Source organism: Candidatus Phytoplasma asiaticum, from assembly GCF_015100165.3.
Classification (GTDB): Bacteria; Bacillota_I; Bacilli_A; order Acholeplasmatales; family Acholeplasmataceae; genus Phytoplasma; species Phytoplasma citri.
Genome location: NZ_CP097206.1, coordinates 1 through 18,076, shown reverse-complemented (window position 1 = coordinate 18,076; position 18,076 = coordinate 1). Strand labels below are relative to the sequence as shown.

Genomic DNA, 18,076 nt, shown 5'->3' with positions numbered 1-18,076 from the left:
CACTTTAAAAAAATAATTTTTTGGATGGTATGGTACTGATGATCGGACTCGAACCGATATAAGTTCTTCACTTGTTTGATTTTGAGTCAAATGCGTCTACCAATTCCGCCACATCAGCATTAATAATAAATCAATTATAATAAATTATTAATTAATACTAACTAACTATAATAAGATTATATCATAACGTCTCTTGAAAAACTATCTGTAAAATTTTTTTCTATCTTAAAAAATTTCATGAAAAATCTTATTATTCTTAAATAAAATATAATTCTAATAAATGTCTTAAAATAAAAAATAATTTTACAAAAAATTATTCTTCTTTCATAATTAATGTTTAAAAATAAATATAATTAAACAATATAATAATATTGATGTCAATTAAATAATAATGTTTATTTATATCATCGTGACTATTTTCTAAAAAATAATTATTTTTAAAATTTTAGCATTTTTATAATTTTGATTATTAACCAAATAATATTCTTTATTAGATCCTAAATAAAAAGTATCTTCTTGTTTCAATAAATAATGTAATTTATCTAAAATTAAAAAAATCTCTCCCTCTAAAATAAAAAAAAACTCATGATAAACAGATTTAAATTGTATTTCAGTTTGACCTTGGGGTTTAAGCTCAATAATAAGCGGTTCTATTTTAAATTTATCTAAATTTTTAAAAATATGATAAATTTTATTTTTCAAATGGGGATTATATTGAATATTAAAATCTGTTTTTTTATTGATTGATACCATAGATTCTTCATATTGGAAAAAATCTACTATTGAAACTTTAAAAATTTTTAACATTAAAAACAAAGTATTTAGAGAAGGTAAGATTAAATTATTTTCGATCTGCGAAATATAGCCTGTGGTCATATTAATTTTTTGCGCTAATTCTCTTTGAGTTAATTTTTGTTGAAATCTCAAATTTCGAATTTTATCACCTATGTACATATTATTTTAATTCCCCTGCATGTTGTAATCAAATAATATAAATTTTAAATACCAAATATTTGAATTAATTTCTTATATAATTGCATAAATTTAATCACCATTTTTTTTTTCAAAATAATTAAATTTTTCTTATAATCTTTTTGTAAAATTCGTTTATTTTGATAAAATTTATACCACCAAAAAAATTTCAAAATAATTAAACGCGTTTTTTTAAAAAACAATATATTTTTAATTTTAAATTGTTGATAAACTTTAATTTTATTAATCCGATCCAATAATCGATTATTGTTTGCAATAATTTCTTTCTGTTTTTTCCAATGTTGAAATAAAATTTTATCTATTTCCTCGTTTTGTTGTACCTTAAAAAGATTATTACGATGATTTTGATCTTTTAAATATTTTTGATAAAGATATAATTGATTTTTGTATTCAGAATTAATTTTTTTATTTTTATTATCATATGTTAGTTTAATTTTTTGCTTTTGAGTTATAAAATCTTGATCTATTTCAGTTAAAGAATCTTTTAAATTATCTTGAATTAAATCTATTTGGCGTTTCATTTCTTTTAATTTTAATTTATTTTGTTTTTCATATAAACTAATCTCATGACGAATTTGTTTTTCTTGTTTTTGATATTTAATTATAATCTCATTTAAACTATCATCATGCATTATTCTAGTAATATCAAAAAAAACCTGAGAAATACAATCAATAATATATTCGCTTTCTTTTAATAAAAAATGTTTTTCTTCTGATTGATTTTTTTGTATATTAAAAATTTCTTCCTTAATATCGTTATATTCTTGCATAAAAAAAATTCTAGGTGATTCTAAATGCTCATAATAATATAACCATTTCTTTTTCATTTTATTGAGATAAAACGAAGATAAAATACGATGCCAAAATTTAGAATTAGAAAAACTTTTAAGTTTAACAGTCAATTTAAACATTTGGTATTGTAATAAATTATTATTTTGCACAAAAAAATTTTGTTGTTGTTTCAATTTATTAATCATTTGATCTTTTGATTGCTGATGTTTATTTTGTTGATATTCTAAATATTTCATTTTTTTTTTAAAAAAATTTCCTATATTTTCATAAATTTTCATTTTTTGTTCAAAAAAAACTAAAAATTTTGTATTTTTATCCAAATTTTTCAATTTCATTCGATGCATTAAGACACTAATAAAAGAAATATTTTGATTATAAAAGTTTAAAATCACTTTATTCAAATTAATTTGTTGTTTTATCTTATTCAATCTTAAATCGATCACATTTATTTTCAATAAATAAAGATATTTAAAATGTTCTTCTATAACTTTTTCTACAAAAATTTTATTTAATTTATAAATTAAATGTAAATGAATCATAGAAAAACTATTATTAATTGTTTTTAAATACAAATGCCAAAAAAGATCAAATTGTTCTTTAATTTGTTGTAAAATTTTAAAATGTGTTTGATTTTGTTTATTTAAATAATTATTAAATAATATAGCATTTATTAAATTTTTTTGTTTAATAAAATTATTTTTAGCAACAATATCTCTAATTTTAATTTTTGGTATTTCCACTTTATAAAAATAATTTTGTTTTTTTTGTTTATAAATAATATTTTTCAAATTTATTTCGTATTCCTGATGATAATGCAAATTAGAAAGTTTTTCTTGTAATTTTTGTATTTCTTGAAGATTTTGCAAAATTTCGCGATCATATTTCGTTTTTAAAGGAATTTTTGTCATTTGCAATTGCATTTTAAGCAAAAATTTACGTTCTTGATTTTGATTATGTAATAATAATATATCTTTTTGATATTGTATATCATTCAATTTTTCGATTAGAATAAAATTTTTACGCAAATGTTCGTAAGATAATTTTTGTTTATGTTGTTCATTTATAACTTCTTCCCTAATGATGCCATATTTTTTTTTTATTTTTAATAAAGTTAAGTCCACTTCCAAATTATCAATTTTTTGCAAATAATTATTATAAATTAATTTGTGTTCTTGTTTTTGGATTGAATCAAAATTATTAATTTTAAAATTTTTTATTTTTTGGAAAATTTGTTTATTATATTCGACAATATTTACATTTTTATTATAAATAAATTTAAATTTCATATATTGAAAACGCCACTCATATAAACGCATCGAATACATTCGTTGATAAACAAAAAAATCTCGCATTAAATTCGTCATTATAGGATAACTATTTATGAACATTGGTTGAATAAAAAAAAATCCCATTATACCTTGATTCCAAATATTATGTTTTTTTTTAAAAATTATTTCTTTTTTTTCTATAAATTCCGATTTTAATTGATCGAAAATTTTATTATGAATTTCTATTTTACGTTGTAACAAATTAAAAGAATTTTTGATTTCTTTAGTAAAATCTATCTCTTTTTGTTTTTGTTGTTCTTGTGTTTGTTGAATTTGTTTTTTGTAAAAATTTTTCATATTTTCTAGAGAATGATTAAAAATATCTTTTAATTGTTTAATTTTTTGATTTAAAATGATAATTTTTTGATGAAAAAAATCATAAATATCTGAAATATTTTTTTGATATTTTTGATTAGCTTGAAAATATTGTTCTGTAAAAAAATCATTTTGTTCCATTTGTTCTTTGTGTACTTCGTTTTCCAACAAATTTAATTTTTCCAAAGCAAGATGGTATTTACAATTCAATTTATCTTTTTGAATATTATATTCTGTAATTATTCGATCTTTTTGTAAAACACTTTGTTGTTTTCTTTTTATAAACTCTTGATTTAAATAAATTTCTTTATTAATTGTAATTAACTTTGATTTTTCTAAATTTTTACTGAGTTGTTGTTTTAAATTATCTACATTATAATGGTAATCTACATTTAATTGCGGAATATTAGAAGCAAATTGAGGAGTTAAATTTGTATGAGGATTAGCACTATAAATAGACAAAAAAATCAAAAAATCTTTCATATAGTTATCATCAAATAAATTTATTTGTTGAATTTCTTGACACAAATTAATTATTTTTTGAATTAACAAATCTATTATAGGATCATAATTTTTTACATTATCTAAACAATTAATATCATCATTTTTAAATTTTTTTTGACGCATTATATTACAAAAATCCCCTTAAAGCAGTATTATCACTGAACTTATTATATATTTGATTTTTTACTTTTAACAATAAAATTACATATTAGAAAAAAATAATAAATGCTATTTTATAAAAAACTTAAAAATAATAATTAATTAACATATTATTACAAAGAAAAATTATAATCTTCTTACCAGGAAGAGATAGTTAACTAATCTAATATGATGAAAGAAGAAAATAACTCATTATTTATTCGGACCGAGAAAGCTAGGAATAATTTTGAGTTAAGCTTCCGCGAACCATGAATAAAATTCATGAACGATCTTTCAAAAAACCGACATTGAAACAAGAACTCAAGCGGGGGACGAATTAACTAACTCGCATTTAATCTAGTTGATATCAACTAAAGGGGGGGGGCAGAAACACCCGAAGTTGATAAGAGAACATTAAATGATATGAACTTAAACAAATTAAATAAATATCATCTAAAATACGTTCATAACCAAGACAACTCGAAACCAGTTAAAGAATTCTCATTCCTCATGATAATAAAAGAACCAGGCCCCTGGGTACCCACCATCAAAGATCGGTTAATACAAAAATGCCTCGAACAACTCTTAATTCCCTATTTTGAAAATATTTTTTCAGAATAGAGCTTTGGATTTAGAACCAAAAAATCTGGCCATGACGCTATCAAACGCGTCAAACAAAGATTTAAGGGTATTGACTATTTAATTAAAATGACATTTAAAGATTTTTTGACACCATTAAACATAATATCCTCCATCACTAGAGTTCGGAAGAAATTGAACCATCAATCGGGATAGGGAATAAAATATAACTTACCAATTCAAAAGATGAAAATAGAATCATGGGAGAAGTGCTCCTGAGAGAAAATTAAAAGAATGATGAATTAATAAGAGGAAATGACTAAAATAATATCTGTTCCCAGGACGAACGAGATTAACTGATAGGTTAATAGCGCAGAAATGCGAAATCTGTCAATTATAAATCAATCTCTGGAAATCCATCATGTCGGAACACCTAACTGGAGAAGAGCGATAGATCAAAAACGCTGGTAACCCATCAGAGACAAGTTTATCATTGCAAAAAGCTCAACAAAAAAATATATGATATCCAAAAAATTAAAGTCTATTTAGCACCCTTAAATATTATTATAATAAAAAAAAGCAAAATTTAAATAAATTTAAAAATTTTAATTTTTGATTAAAATCTTAAATTTATTATAAATTAATTACTTATGATATCTAAAAATAATACAAAATATTTTTAATAATAAATTTTTTTAGAGATAACATGATCTAATTCGCCATTAGCTTTATAAATATATTGTTTATTCCATACATTATTTTGTTCATCAATAAATTGTTCGTCAATAAGAGCTAAATCTTCTTTATTTTGTAATTTTTGATAATGCTTATAAGAACGATTACTTTTATCTTTTTTATCTTCGCAACGTCTGTCTACAATAACTTTATTTTTATAAACGTCTGAACACCACATATGTTGATTCAAATCATATTCGCTAATCTTAAATATTTCGTCATTACGATCTTGATAAACTATTTTAGTTTTTTTATTGGCTAATAAATCGGTTTCTTCTGTAATAGTTTTATAAAGAATACCACCAACAAAAAATTGCTTAACTATCTTTTTTTTATTATCTTTTGCGTTAAAATAGTGAAAAATAGATTCAATTATACCATTTTTCAAAGAATAACGAATTTTTTTTATCAAAACAGGCATCTCTGAACCATCAATGATATGATAAATTTCTGTAAAAAGACGTTTACCTAAATCATTATAAATATCTTTATTCATACGACTAACTTTTTGTGATTTATTATAAATATAATCTATAGTATACAAAATATTATTAAAATCATTATATTTAGTAACTTTACTCAAACAATCATTAGATTTATCAAAACTATAATTAACATTGTATATTTCTATTTGACTAATTTTTTGCAAATCATTATAAATTTCTTTAATTTTATTAATAACTTTTGATGATTTATCATAAATATATTTAATTGTATACAATTTAAAGCCATTTTCTTTGTTATATTTGGTAACTTGTGTTATAAAATTTTTCTCATTATATTCTTCAAACATAATAGGAAACTTATCATCTTCGTTTTCATATAATTTAATTCCTACTAATTCACCATTTTTAAAAACTTTTTTTCTTATATCAGTAATACTTTTTAAAAATTCTTGATCAATTGAAAAAAATTTTTTCTCAGGAATCACCATTTTTGAATCATCATTATATTTGTTAAGAATATTATTTTTAGGAGACAATATAACTTCTTTAGAATTTATTTGTGTTTGATAATTAGAAAAAACTGCAAAAAACATTCCACTTATCAAAAATAAATTAATAATACATACAATCAATTTATAATTAAAAATTTTTGTGATATTCATAAAATATTTTATAACTTCCTTGATTAATGAATTTATTATAAAAAGAAAAAAGAAATTAATCGAGATAAACTTTTTAAAAATGTCATCTCGATTAATTTTACCAAATAAACAAATAAACAATAATAACTTTTTATAATAATCAAAAAAATATTAAAATAAAATTAAATAAAAGTAAATCATTATTATATAAATCAGATATCTCTTAATATAAAACCTTTTGACTTTCTAAAAACTCTTTAATGTATTCAGGAAAATCTGAAGTGCGAACATCAAAACAAAAAATCTAATTGTTCCCAAGTAAATCCAAATTCAAAAAATTGCGAAATACCAATAGTCTCATAGTATATAGAGCTTTTTAAAAATTTTTTAATATTATCATCTGATAAATAAGCTTGAATAATTCTGCTTCTTTGTTGTTTAGTCAAAAAGTGATCAGGTTCTTGTATAAAAAATCTAAATACATCATGATAATTTAAATTTTTTGAATCTATAAAATCAACTGGTTTACCTTTCAAAACATTTTTAATATATTTATAAAAAGCTTTATTTTGGAATTCAAAACAAAAAGCTAATTGTTCCCAAGTAAATCCAAATTTAAGTAATTTTGAAAAAAGTTTAGAATCTTTTTTAATACAAAATTTTAAAGTTTCTCGAACATCTAAATCACCTAAATAAGATTTAATAATTAAATTTCTTTGTTCTTGAGTGAAAAATTTATCAGGTTCTTCATCCAAAAATATAAATAAATCATGAACATATAATTCTGATAATTGTTTCCATATAACCTTTTTACCTTTTAAAACTTCTCCAATATATTTAGGAAAATCTGAATTGAAAAAGCCAAAATAAAAAGCTAATTGTTCCCAAGTAAATCCGAATTTAAATAATTCTTGGAAATTAATGTAATTTTGAAGAATATATTCTTTTAATAATCTTCGAATATTATAATCATCTAAATAAGATTTAATAATTAAATTTCTTTGTTCTTGAGTGAAAAATTTATTAGGTTCTTCTTTGAAAAAAGAAAATAAATCTTCAGGATGTAAATTTGGAATAATTCTCCATTCAATTACTTCAAAATTTAAAACTTTTAGAATCAATTCGAAAAAATTCGGATTATAAAAATGTCTTTGGCCAAAAGAAACAATATTAGTTCTTGGTTGATTATTTTCTGGTGAACCTGAATTTACTGTATGACTAATAGTTTGAAAACTTTGTGTAGTTGATTGGGAATCTTCTTGTTGATTGTTTTCATTATTAATTATTGGTTGAGTATTTTCTGGTGAACCTGAATTTACTGTATGACTAATAGTTTGAAAACTTTGTGTAGTTGATTGGGAATCTTCTTGTTGATTGTTTTCATTATTAGTTCTTGGTTGAGTATTTTCTGATGAACCTGAATTTACTGTATGACTAATAGTTTGAAAACTTTGTGTAGTTGATTGGGAATCTTCTTGTTGATTGTTTTCATTATTAGTTCTTGGTTGAGTATTTTCTGGTGAACCTGAATTTACTGTATGACTAATAGTTTGAAAACTTTGTGTAGTTGATTGGGAATCTTCTTGTTGATTGTTTTCATTATTAGTTCTTGGTTGAGTATTTTCTGGTGAACCTGAATTTACTGTATGACTAATAGTTTGAAAACTTTGTGTAGTTGATTGGGAATCTTCTTGTTGATTGTTTTCATTATTAGTTCTTGGTTGAGTATTTTCTGGTGAACCTGAATTTACTGTATGACTAATAGTTTGAAAACTTTGTGTAGTTGATTGGGAATCTTCTTGTTGATTGTTTTCATTTTCTAAGACCAAAGGGTCGTCTTGTTGAAAATCATAATAAGATTTAGGCGGGAAACTTGTTATTGATCCGTCTTTTATAAATTTAGTATTTTCTTCATTATTCGGACTTTGTTCAAAAATTTGAGAATTATCAAGAAGGTTCTTGTAAGCTTTATTTTTGTCATAATTAACAATAATCAAACCTATTAAAAAAACACTGATAATAATAAAAGAAGAAATTAAAATATAAGAAATATTTTGCCATAACTTATTCATGAAATTCTATATTAATTCCTTTTTCTGTTTTCGAATCAAAAATAATAAATAATTTAATTCAATAACTTAATAAATATCTATATCATCTTTAATTAGGTTTTTTTGAAATAAATCAACATTACTTAAATTATTTTTAAACGAATATATACATAAAATAATTAATAATAATCACTAAATTTCATAAATATTAAATTACTACCAAAAATAAATCTTAAAGAAACAAATACAAATAAATTTTCATTTTAATTTAAATTTATTCAATAATAAACATTAACTAGATATAACCAGAGCGAACTACCAAAATTACTCCAAAATCCCATTTAAAAATATTTAAATTAATTCGATTGATAATTAATTGATTAAAAATACTATCAATATAAAAATTAAAAAGAATATTAAAATCTTGTTGATAGAATTTTATCATTATTATTTTCTCTAATAGCGCTTTCTATATCTATTCAATCTATTTAAATTAAAATTATTATCAAATAACGCCGTTTGTATATAACTTAAAAGATAATAATCGAAAAAATTAAATTTAAAATAAATAAGAAAAAACTATTAATTAAAATTCGATCCAGATGATAAAAAATTATAAATTACCAATCGTTATTAAAAAATAAAATTATATCAATTTACTAAATAATAAATTTACTCTGGTACCTATTTGATTAGGTAAATGGACCATTTGTTTATCTTTTAATCGGAATTTATCAAAAATTTTATCACTTATAAACTCTCTATCATAATTAGGACCTTTCATTGCGATAAAACTACCTTGATTATTTAATAAAGGATAAACTAATTTTAAAATAATATTTAATCTTCCTAAAGCTCTAGCTATAAGATAATCATATCGAAGATGATGCTTTTCTATCTTCTGGTTATAAATATAAACATTTTGTAAAGATATTTTTTTAACTAAACTTTTTAAAAAAATAGTTTTTTTATAAGAAGATTCGATTAAAATTAAATTTAAATGAGGAAATGCAATTTTTAAAGGAATTCCCGGAAAACCTGCTCCTGTACCCATATCACACAAGGAATTGATTTGATTAAAATCAACCAAAGAAGACACTAATAAAGAATCATAAAAATGTTTAATATATATTGATTCAGGTTCTAATATCGAAGTTAAATTTATTTGATTATTAGAATCGGATAAACACATAGCATATGTATGAAATTTCATCATTTGAAATTGATTTAATTTGAATTTTTTTTGTAAACATGATTTATACATGAAAATTACTATACTTTTGCAAATAAATTAATAAAATATTAATATCAACAGGATTCACTCCAGAAATACGAGAAGCTTGAGCTATATTAAAAGGTTTTATTTTAGTTAATTTTTCTTTAGCTTCTTGAGATAAATTGTTAATCATTTGATAATCAATATTATTAGGTATTATTTTTTCCTCCAAATAAGAATTTTTTTTAACTTCTTTTTCAGATTTTAAAATATAATCTTCATATTTAATTTGAATTCCTACTTGCTCTATAACATCAGCAGAATATTGATTTGAAAAAAAATTATATAAAATATCTTCTTGTAAATCAGATCTTTTTAATAACTGATATAAACTCATACGACGAGAACCCAAATGAATATTTAATTTACGAAAATCCTCTATATCTAAATAAAAATTACTTAATTTTTCTTTTAAAGAATCAATTTTCACTTGTTTGCTTTTTAACCAATCGAAAGTTTTATAATCAACTAAACCAAATTTAAAACCATAAGGCATTAATCTTAAATCTGCATTATCATGCCGCAATAATAAACGAAACTCAGCTCTAGAAGTTAATAAACGATACGGCTCATAAGTCCCTTTATTAATTAAATCATCAATTAAAACACCAATATAAGCTTCATTACGTTTTAAAATAAAAGGAGGTTTATTTTGAAGTTTTAAAGCTGCATTGATTCCTGCGATTAGTCCTTGACAGGCAGCTTCTTCATAACCACTAGTACCATTAATTTGACCAGCTAAAAATAAATTTTTAATTTTTTTGCTTTCTAAAGTATGAAACAGTTGATTCGGATTAAAAGCATCATATTCGATGGCATAAGCGTATTTAACAATTTTAGCTTTTGAAAAAGCTGGAATAGTTTTTAAAATTTCTTCTTGCACTTCACAAGGCATACTCATAGATAGTCCTTGCAAATACATCTCATCAGAAAACAAACTTTCAGGTTCAATAAATAATTGATGTCTATTTTTATCACAAAATCTTACTATTTTATCTTCTATAGAAGGGCAATAACGCGGACCAGAACTATAAATATAACCACTATACATTGCTGATTTATCTAAATGTTTACGAATTACTTGATGAGTATCATTATTAGTATGAGTCAAAAAACATAATTTCTGCACACCTAAATCATTAATAATCGAAGGAGAACTAAAGGTTCGGAAAATGTTATCACCCGCTTGTTCAACAGTTTTACTATAATCAATAGTATCTTTATGAACTCTAGGAGGAGTTCCTGTTTTTAAACGAATAACTTCCATTCCAAATTTTTTTAATTGTTCACTGATACCATAAGTGGTAGGAGCTTTATTAGGACCTGAATTTATAATTTTAGAACCTATTAAAACTTTACTTGTTAAATAAGTTCCTGTAGTTAATATAATAATATCACTATAAATAATCTTGCCGCTAATTAATTTAACTCCTTTAACACATGAATCGTTTTCTTGAATAATTAAATTTTCAACCAAATCCTCTATTAAAGTTAAATTAGAAGTTTTTTTAAGTGTTTTTAAAATAAACTGAGGATATTTAATTTTATCTATTTGAGCTCTTAAACTTCTGACAGCTGGTCCTTTAGAAGTATTTAACATTTTCATTTGAATTTGACAAATATCAGCAGCTTTTCCCATAATACCACCTAAAGCATCAATTTCTCTCACAACTACACCTTTAGCTGGACCACCTATAGAAGGATTACAAGGGAGGGAAGCTATTTGTTGTAAATTACCAGTGATTAACAAAGTTTTATGAGATTGTTTTGCTAAAGCTAAAGCAGCTTCTACACCGGCATGACCACCGCCTACTACAATAGTTTGGTAATATTTCATTTTAAGCATGCCTTTCCGAAAGAATTGTCATCTTTTAAATTAAATTTCTGATAAAAATAATTAAATAAATTTATTCATTTTCATTTTTGATTTTATCAGATATAAAAGTTAAATATTCTTTATGTTCTAATAAAATTTTTTCTGTAACTTCTTTTCCCAAAAAACTTTCCATATTATTTTTAAATTCTTGGAATAATTTCTTTTTCTTATCTACAAAAACACTATTCTGATTTTTAATTAAATATAACGAGAAAATCAAAAATAACAGAAAAAATAAGAATATTAAGAGTAATTTGAAATTACCTAAAAAATAATTTAATTTAAAAAAGACAATAACATTTAATACATAAAATAAAAACCCGCAAAACATATAAAAATATCTCTTTAATAACATAGAATTATAAGTTTTTAAAGAATTCAAAATATACTTAATAAAAAAAATATTAATTTCAGGTTGATATAAAATACTAAATTTTTCATAATAAAATTTATCTATAAAAACTCGATAAATATTATCTTTTAAAGTCCAAACAACATACTGATTTAATTTAGTAAAATTATCTTGATATTCATTTTGTTTCAAATAATAAAATTGAATTTTAACCTGTTGTTGATCTAATTTATATTCATCCTCATGAAAAGGCTCGCCTTTGACAGAATCAAAAACTAAAGGTAAAAGCTGAAATTTACTTTCATTCCAAAAATTAAAACCCAAATTGTTAAACCTATCCTATTTATTTTTATTAAAAATTAAATTACCTTTATATATATAAATTATATAACAAATTTTCTTAAAAATCACCACTCACATGCAATAAAATTTATGGCTGCTTCAATTAAGATCTGACCAAATTCATTTTAATTAACATTGAATGATGATTTTTAAAAAAATTATTAAATATATAATTTAAACATCATCACCTAAATTATTATACATTAAAAAATCAATTATAAGAACGTTTATGTCTTAAATCAGAAAAAAATTTTCTTAAAATATTACGACTCTCTGATTCAAAAATAAATAATTTAACAAATTTTTCATGATATTTTAAATTATTATAGATATATAAAAAATTATGATAAAAATTAAAATTCACATTAGAAGCGCTATAATAAATTTTATTAACTCGAGATTGAATTAAAGCTCCAAAACACATCATACAAGGTTCTAAAGTAACATAAATATCAACCATATTCATTCTATAATTTTTTAATTGAAGATTAACTTCTATAAGAACTAAAAATTCTGCATGACTAAAGAATAATTGACTATTTTCTGTATTATTATGGGCTCTAGCTACAATTTTATCATCTATTACCGCAACAGCCCCTACAGGAACTTCTCCTTTTTCAAAAGCTTTTTGCGCTTCCCGAAAAGCTTCTTTCATAAAGCAAAAATGTTTTTTTTTCATAACCAAATGCAAACCTAAAACAACATTAATACAAAAATAATTTAAAATTTAAATTTATGACATTTTCGACAACAAGGTTCATGATAATCTTTTCCGCCTATTAAAATTATTGGTTCTTTCTCAATTGAAAATTTATTTTTCAAATTAGAATAGATTCTTTGAGTTCTGGATGCTTCTTTTCCGCAAATAAAACAATAAGATCTATATTTAGTGACTCTATCAGCAATAGATAATAAATATGGCATAGAACCAAAAGGTCTACCACGAAAATCTAATTCTAAACCTGCTATAATAATACGTATACCTTGATAAGATAAATCATTAACAATTGTTTCGATATCAGAATCTAAAAATTGGGCTTCGTCAATAATTATAAAATCAATACCCGGTTTTATAAAATTAAAAATTTCTTGACTTTGACCAATTAAAATAGCAGGAGCTTTTTCTAAATTATGGTTAATTAATTCACTTTTGCACGAATAACGATTATCAATAAATGGTTTAAAAACTAAAAATTGTAATTGTAAAGATTTTAATAAATTAATGCGTTTGATCAATTCAGTTGTTTTTCCAGAAAACATCGGACCGCAAATAACTTCAATAAAACCTTCTTCATCTACCACCATCATTATAAAGATAACCTCTCTCTTCGTTGATAAATAATTAATTCAATTTGATTTTTTGTCTTTAGCGCCTGATAATTTACCATAACGTTTATAAAATTTATCAATCCTGCCTGCGACTGTAACAAAAGATTGAGAATTTGTATAAAAAGAATGACAATTAGAACAAGTTTCAATCTTAATTTTTTCCACAGTAGTTCCGATTTTATGTTTTTTATGACAAGTAGCACAAGCGACTTCAATTTCATAAAAATTAGGATGTTGAATAGTCTTTTTCATAAATTATATCCTTTTCTAAATAAATAAAATTAATATTTTTTCATAACCAATACAAACGATTTTTGAATAATTAAAATTTGATAAAAAAATCTTCACTAATACATTTTAACATATTCACCAAATTTAAATTAAAATATCAATAATAAAATCAAAATTTTATATTAATTTTTAATAATATAAAGGATATTTAGCAATTAAGGTTAAAACTTCCTTTTTTATCTGTGCTAAAATAATTTCATTTTGATAATTTTTTAAAGCACGATTTATCATATAAGCTATTTGAATAAATTCTTTCTCCTTAAAGCCTCTTGTAGTCATAGCAGCAGTTCCTAGTCGAATTCCTGAAGGATAAAAACCTTTCTTTTTATCGAAAGGAATAAAATTTTTATTAACTATAATATTAATTTTTTGCAAAATATCTGCCGCAATTTTACCATTTAATTGGGGATTATTATAAGTCACATCAACAGTTAATAAATGATTTTCTGTAGTACCACTAATAACACGATAGCCTAAACTTATTAAACAATTAGTTAAACACAAAGAATTTTTTACCACTTGTTTTTGGTATAATATAAAATCACTTGTTAAAGCTTCTTTAAAAGCAACCGCTTTAGCAGCAATAGTATGCATAAAAGGTCCCCCTTGTGTTCCAGGAAAAATACCTTTATTAATTTTATTATTTATCTCTAAACTATTAGTTAAAATAATTCCGCCTCTAGGACCTCTAAGAGTTTTATGAGTAGTAGAAGTAACTACATCAGCTTTAGCAAGTAAAGGGCAAGGGTGTAAACGGCTTACTATTAATCCTGCTATGTGAGCAATATCCGCCATTAAATAAGCATTAACTTTATCAGCAATTTGGCGAAATTTTACAAAATCAATTTTTCTAGAATAAGCAGAAGCACCTGCTATAATTAATTTTGGCTTCACTTGATAAGCTATTTTAAGAATATTTTCATAATCAAGAATTTCTGTCTCCGGAGAAACACTATAACTAAAAGAACGAAAGAAAATACCAGAAAAACTTAAAATAGAACCATGACTTAAATGTCCTCCTGCATCCAAAGACATACCTAAAATAACATCATTAGGTTTTAATAAAGCTTGCAAAACAGCGATATTCGCTTGAGTTCCTGAATGAGGTTGAACATTAACATATTTAACATTAAATAATTGTTGAGCTCTTGAAATTGCTATTTTTTCAATTTCATCAACACAATAGCAACCATTATAATATCTTTTATCAGGATAACCTTCTGCATATTTATTAGTTAATATACTTCCTTGAGCTTCTAAAACAGCTGGAGATGTAAAATTTTCAGAAGCAATCAATGTTAAACAATCTTCTTGCCTTTTTGTTTCTTTTAAAATTAAATTATATATTGTAATATCCTTTTTTTTAAGATAATCCATGTTCTCGAAAAACCACCAATATTTTAATTTTTGAATAATATTATATTTTGCCGACAACAGGAAACAACAAATATAACATACCAGCATCTTCTTCGTTAAAAATAACAAAAGATGTAGCAAAACTATCAAAAATCATTTTAAATTCTTTAACCGCAAATACCTTTAAAATATCTTCTAAATGTTGAACATTTAAAAAAGTTTCTACATTTTCATTAGCAAAAACTTCAATAGAATTTAATCGCTCTGAAGCTTGACCGATTTCATCACTACTAGCTGAAATTTCTATAATATTATCTAATCTAATATATAATCTAATAATATTAGAAAAAACATTTTCTTCTTTAGTTAAAACTAAAGAAACTCTTTCTAAAGTTTTTAAAAAATCTAATCTATTAATTTTTACAAAAAAAGGAAAAGAATCAACCTTAATAATAGGCCATGCAGGATATTTTCCTTCTAAAAGAGTAGTTTGAAACAATAAACTATCACATTTTAAAATCATTTTTTGTTTATTAATAAATATATTAACGAACTCGTCTTTTTGATAATCTAATAATTTATATAATTCTTCTAAATTTTTATAAGAAACAGTAATATTAAAATCGCAATAATCTAAATCTAATGATATTTCTTTTTGTGCAATTCGAAAAGTATCTGTAGCCAAAACTCTTAAAATAGAATTTTCATAAATAAAATTAACTCCCATAAGAATTTTTTGTTGCTTATCACGAGAAGCAGCAACATTAACTTCTTTAATAATTTTTTTTAAAAGTTCCTTTTTAATAACTAAACATTTATCAGATTCAAAATCAAAACTAACAGAGGGGAAAAATTGCAAATCAATAACTTTTAATTTATATTCAGAATTTTTAGAATTAATAAATAATAAATAATCTTCTACAAGAGTCATTTCTAACGAACAAAAATCAATTTTTTTAATAATATCTACTAAATGTTTACCTATGATCACCAAAGAACCATTTTGTTTAACTGATAAATCAGTGTCTTTAATTTGTAATTGAATATTCTTATTATAATCCATCGCTTCTAAATAACAAACATTATTTAAAGCTTTAATTTTAATATAATGAAAAATAGGAAAAAGAGTTTTAGGAGGAAGTATTTTGTAAATTTGTAATAAATAATGCAATAAAACTTCCTTTGTAATTTCTAAATGCATAATTGTTTGAATTAACCCTCCAAAGCGAGATTATCATTATTTAACTTTAACATTATTTTCTGAATATTTTTTTCTAAATTTTGATCCACTTTAATTTTATTTTTGATTCTCTGATAAGATTTTGAAATAGTCGAATAATGTCTTTTATTAAATAGAAAACCTATCATTTCATTAGAAATTTTATTTCTCTTTTTAATTAAATAAATAGCTATATCCCGAGGTAAAGAATATTGAGGATCTCTAGATTGACCATTTAAATCACTAAATTTAATATTAAAGAATCGACTAACAACTTTCTGAATGTTCCTAATATCAGTTTCTTCAGGAGAAATATTATTTTTATTCTTTAACAAAGGTTCTAAAGCGATTAATGAATTTGTCAAATTCATTTCGAAACCATAAATTTGAGTATAATTCAATAAACGCAATAAAACTCCTTCTAATTCACGGATATTATCGCCAAAATGAAAAGAAATAAAATTTAAAACTTCTTTATTTAATTTATTTCTTAAATTACTTGGCATTGATAATAACTTTTTTTGAATAATCTTTAAACAATGTTGTTGATCGGGTTTCTTAATATCACTCACTAAACCTGATTGAAAACGGTTTGTTAACCTACCCATAATTTTTTTTAATTGAGTTACAGGTTTATCGCTGGTAATAACTATTTGCTTACGTTGAGAATTCAAATGATCAAAAAGTTTAAAAAACTCTATTTGCGTATATTTAGCATTTTCCATCATTTGAATATCATCTATTAATAAAACATCTAAATTTCTATATTTCGCATGAAATTCATCCATTTGATCTTGTTTCAGTTTAGAAGTAAATTCTTCCATAAATCCTTCGGCTTTCACATACAAAATTTTTTTATGGGGATTTTTTTGAATTATAAAATTACCTATAGCATGCATTAAATGAGTTTTACCTAAACCAACATCTCCAAAAATATATAAAGGATTAGCTCTCAATAAGGTTTCTTCGTTAGCGGTTTTTTTAGCAATTCGAAAAGTAAAATCATTACTCGCTCCTGTAACAAAATTATCAAAATTATACCTAGATTCCAAACCAGAATAAAAATTATCATTATAATTCAAATTAAATTCTTTTAAATCCCAAGAATAATCCGTTTTTAAAGATTTATTTTTATCAAAATTATCTGAATTATTCCCGTTTATAACCATATTTTTATCAGAATTAGTTAGTAAATCATCATCAGTAAAATTATCTGAATTATTCGTATCTATAACCATATTTTTATCAGAATTAGTTGATAAATCCTCGTCAGACAAAAATTTAAAAAAAATTTCTTTATCAGAATATTTTTTAGAAATTTCCTGAATTAAATCTAAATAATTCAGTAAAATAATTTTAGTTTTAATAAAATCACTAACTAAAATAAAAATAGTATTTTCTTCTATTTTATAAGGATTTTTCATATTAATAAAATTAGCTCTAAAAACCTCTGGACTACACCTTATAGACAATTCTTCTACCACTTTATCTAAAACTTGTCTTACCGACAATG

General features: G+C 22.8%; 13 protein-coding genes, 1 tRNA gene and 1 pseudogene. 1 reads left to right on the top strand and 14 read right to left on the bottom strand.

The window, feature by feature from the left end:
• Nucleotides 1-30: 30 nt before the first annotated feature.
• The 3 genes from H7686_RS00075 to H7686_RS00065 form a co-directional block, all read right to left on the bottom strand.
• A tRNA-Leu gene (locus tag H7686_RS00075) sits at nt 31-118 on the bottom strand.
• Nucleotides 119-420: 302 nt separating this feature from the next.
• Complete coding sequence (locus H7686_RS00070) at nt 421-954, bottom strand: helix-turn-helix domain-containing protein (protein WP_193622012.1); 534 nt, start codon at nt 952-954, stop codon at nt 421-423.
• Nucleotides 955-998: 44 nt separating this feature from the next.
• Entirely contained in the window at nt 999-4,055 is a 3,057-nt protein-coding gene (locus tag H7686_RS00065) for a hypothetical protein (RefSeq protein WP_193622013.1), read from the bottom strand.
• Nucleotides 4,056-4,451: 396 nt separating this feature from the next.
• On the opposite strand from H7686_RS00065, the pseudogene H7686_RS00060 reads away from it, so the two are divergent.
• Nucleotides 4,452-4,825: pseudogene (locus H7686_RS00060) on the top strand (reverse transcriptase domain-containing protein); the annotation flags it as partial.
• Nucleotides 4,826-5,328: 503 nt separating this feature from the next.
• On the opposite strand, the gene H7686_RS00055 reads toward H7686_RS00060, so the two are convergent.
• The 11 genes from H7686_RS00055 to dnaA all read right to left on the bottom strand — a co-directional run bounded on the left by H7686_RS00055 (nt 5,329) and on the right by dnaA (nt 18,074).
• A complete protein-coding gene (locus H7686_RS00055) occupies nt 5,329-6,492 on the bottom strand; it encodes a hypothetical protein (protein WP_193622014.1) in 1,164 nt (387 codons plus the stop codon).
• A gap of 269 nt (nt 6,493-6,761) precedes the next feature.
• Nucleotides 6,762-8,543 carry a hypothetical protein gene (locus H7686_RS00050; RefSeq protein WP_193622015.1) on the bottom strand — a complete coding sequence of 594 codons (1,782 nt, stop codon included), beginning with the start codon at nt 8,541-8,543 and terminating at the stop codon, nt 6,762-6,764.
• 625 nt (nt 8,544-9,168) lie between these two features.
• Nucleotides 9,169-9,786 (bottom strand): 16S rRNA (guanine(527)-N(7))-methyltransferase RsmG, encoded by a 618-nt coding sequence (gene rsmG / locus H7686_RS00045; RefSeq protein WP_193622016.1) that lies wholly within the window; start codon nt 9,784-9,786, stop codon nt 9,169-9,171.
• Nucleotides 9,779-11,635: a tRNA uridine-5-carboxymethylaminomethyl(34) synthesis enzyme MnmG gene (gene mnmG, locus H7686_RS00040; RefSeq protein ID WP_193622017.1), complete on the bottom strand. Its 1,857-nt coding sequence runs from the start codon at nt 11,633-11,635 to the stop codon at nt 9,779-9,781. The genes rsmG and mnmG overlap by 8 nt, the downstream gene beginning before the upstream one ends.
• A gap of 70 nt (nt 11,636-11,705) precedes the next feature.
• The gene (locus H7686_RS00035) at nt 11,706-12,350 is read right to left on the bottom strand and encodes a hypothetical protein (RefSeq protein ID WP_193622018.1); all 645 of its coding nucleotides are present in this window, start codon (nt 12,348-12,350) and stop codon (nt 11,706-11,708) included.
• 229 nt (nt 12,351-12,579) lie between these two features.
• Entirely contained in the window at nt 12,580-13,023 is a 444-nt protein-coding gene (locus H7686_RS00030) for a nucleoside deaminase (RefSeq protein WP_444517545.1), read from the bottom strand.
• 65 nt (nt 13,024-13,088) lie between these two features.
• Nucleotides 13,089-13,676, bottom strand: coding sequence for a thymidine kinase (locus tag H7686_RS00025; protein WP_249175827.1), 588 nt, complete (start codon nt 13,674-13,676; stop codon nt 13,089-13,091).
• Between the two features lie 39 nt (nt 13,677-13,715).
• Nucleotides 13,716-13,949, bottom strand: coding sequence for a 50S ribosomal protein L31 (gene rpmE, locus H7686_RS00020; protein WP_193622020.1), 234 nt, complete (start codon nt 13,947-13,949; stop codon nt 13,716-13,718).
• A 168-nt stretch (nt 13,950-14,117) separates the two neighbouring features.
• On the bottom strand, nt 14,118-15,365 hold the full coding sequence (glyA, locus tag H7686_RS00015; protein ID WP_193622021.1) for a serine hydroxymethyltransferase: 1,248 nt from the start codon (nt 15,363-15,365) through the stop codon (nt 14,118-14,120).
• A gap of 40 nt (nt 15,366-15,405) precedes the next feature.
• Entirely contained in the window at nt 15,406-16,545 is a 1,140-nt protein-coding gene (gene dnaN, locus H7686_RS00010; RefSeq protein WP_193622022.1) for a DNA polymerase III subunit beta, read from the bottom strand.
• An 11-nt stretch (nt 16,546-16,556) separates the two neighbouring features.
• On the bottom strand, nt 16,557-18,074 hold the full coding sequence (dnaA, locus tag H7686_RS00005; RefSeq protein ID WP_444517544.1) for a chromosomal replication initiator protein DnaA: 1,518 nt from the start codon (nt 18,072-18,074) through the stop codon (nt 16,557-16,559).
• Nucleotides 18,075-18,076: the final 2 nt, after the last annotated feature.